This is a genomic window from Paenarthrobacter sp. NCHU4564 (assembly GCF_052156435.1).
Taxonomy (GTDB): Bacteria; Actinomycetota; Actinomycetes; order Actinomycetales; family Micrococcaceae; genus Arthrobacter.
In genome coordinates this window covers 1-1,473 of sequence record NZ_JBQLIS010000051.1, presented here as the reverse complement: position 1 = coordinate 1,473, position 1,473 = coordinate 1, and the positions used below count along the sequence as shown (strand labels likewise).

The 1,473-nt window shown below is 62.7% G+C and carries 1 pseudogene; it reads left to right on the top strand.

Features of this window, described 5'->3' with window-relative positions:
* Positions 1 to 184: 184 nt before the first annotated feature.
* Positions 185 to 1,449, top strand: a pseudogene (locus ACSVIE_RS21045) (IS110 family transposase).
* Positions 1,450 to 1,473 lie beyond the last annotated feature (24 nt).

Below are 1,473 nucleotides of genomic sequence, written 5' to 3'. Positions count from 1 at the left end.
CCTCGTTACCTTTTTCGTAGCCCGTTTCCTGGTGCAGGATGTGGGTGTGCTGGCCTGCTGGTCCCGGCATGATTTCAATCCTCTGTCGATCGATGATCTTGAGAGTGTTGTCACCGGGATTGGCAGGTGCCGGGGAGATCGCTAATAGGGGCAGGACAGTTCGGGAACGTCGTGCGTAACGTGGATGCCGGGCCCTGACACCGCGGACAGGCCAGCACAGGCAGCTGACTACGACCGGAGGTGCCGAGGGTGATCGAGAATCATGAAATTGCTGACGTGTTCGTCGGGCTGGATGTTGGCAAAGGCGTCCATCACGCCGTTGCCTTGGACCAGGCCGGGAAGAAACTGCTGGATAAGGCCCTGCCCAATGACGAAGCAAAGATCCGGGAAATCCTTGCCGGGTTGGAGGGCAAGGGACGGGTCCTGTTGGTGGTGGACCAGCCCGCAACGATCGGGGCGTTGCCGGTAGCGGTTGCCCAGGCTGCCGGTGTCCTGATCGGGTATCTGCCGGGGCTGGCAATGCGGCGGATCGCGGACCTGCATCCCGGAGAAGCGAAGACCGACGCGCGGGACGCGTTCATTATCGCTGAGGCGGCCAGGACCATGCCTCACGCCCTGCGCTCGGTCCGGTTGGCCGATGAACAACTCGCGGAATTGAGCATGCTCTGCGGCTTCGATGATGATCTGGCCAAGCAGGCCACGGCTACTTCGAACCGGATCCGCGGGTTGTTGAACCAGATCCACCCTGCTCTGGAACGGGTGTTGGGACCCTACATGGCCCATCCTGCAGTGCTGGACCTGCTGCGGATCTGGCCGACCCCTGAAGCGCTCCGTCACGCCGGCCGGCGCCGGATAGGGAACCGGCTGACCAAACTCGCCCCACGGCTGGGCGAACGCCTGGCAGATGAGATCATCGATGCCCTGGACCAGCAAACAGTTGTTGTCGTGGGCACGAACGCTGCGACCATCGTCCTGCCGCAGCTCGCGGCGATGCTCTCCGGGCTTCATAAATCCCGGATGACCGTCTACGCCCAGGTTGAAGCCCTTGTGGAGGCCCACCCTCTTCACCGGGTCCTGATGTCGCTGCCGGCCGTGGGCATCAGGACCGCTGCACGAATCCTCACCGAAGTCGCCGGGAAAGATTTCCCTACCGCCGCGCACCTGGCCTCATACGCCGGTCTGGCACCGGTGACCTGGCGCTCGGGATCCTCCATCCGGGGTGAGCACGCTTCCAGAAAAGGCAACAAAGTCCTCAAACGCACTCTGTTCCTCTCCGCCTTCGCCGCCCTCCACGACCCACCCTCCCGGGCCTACTACGAACGCAAACGCGCCGAAGGCAAACGCCACAACCAGGCCATCATCGCCCTCGCACGACGACGCTGCGACACCCTCTACGCCATGCTCCGCGACAGCACCCTCTACCAACCAAAACACCCATCAACAGCTTGACGAAAAACATAGGGGCACTCTCAC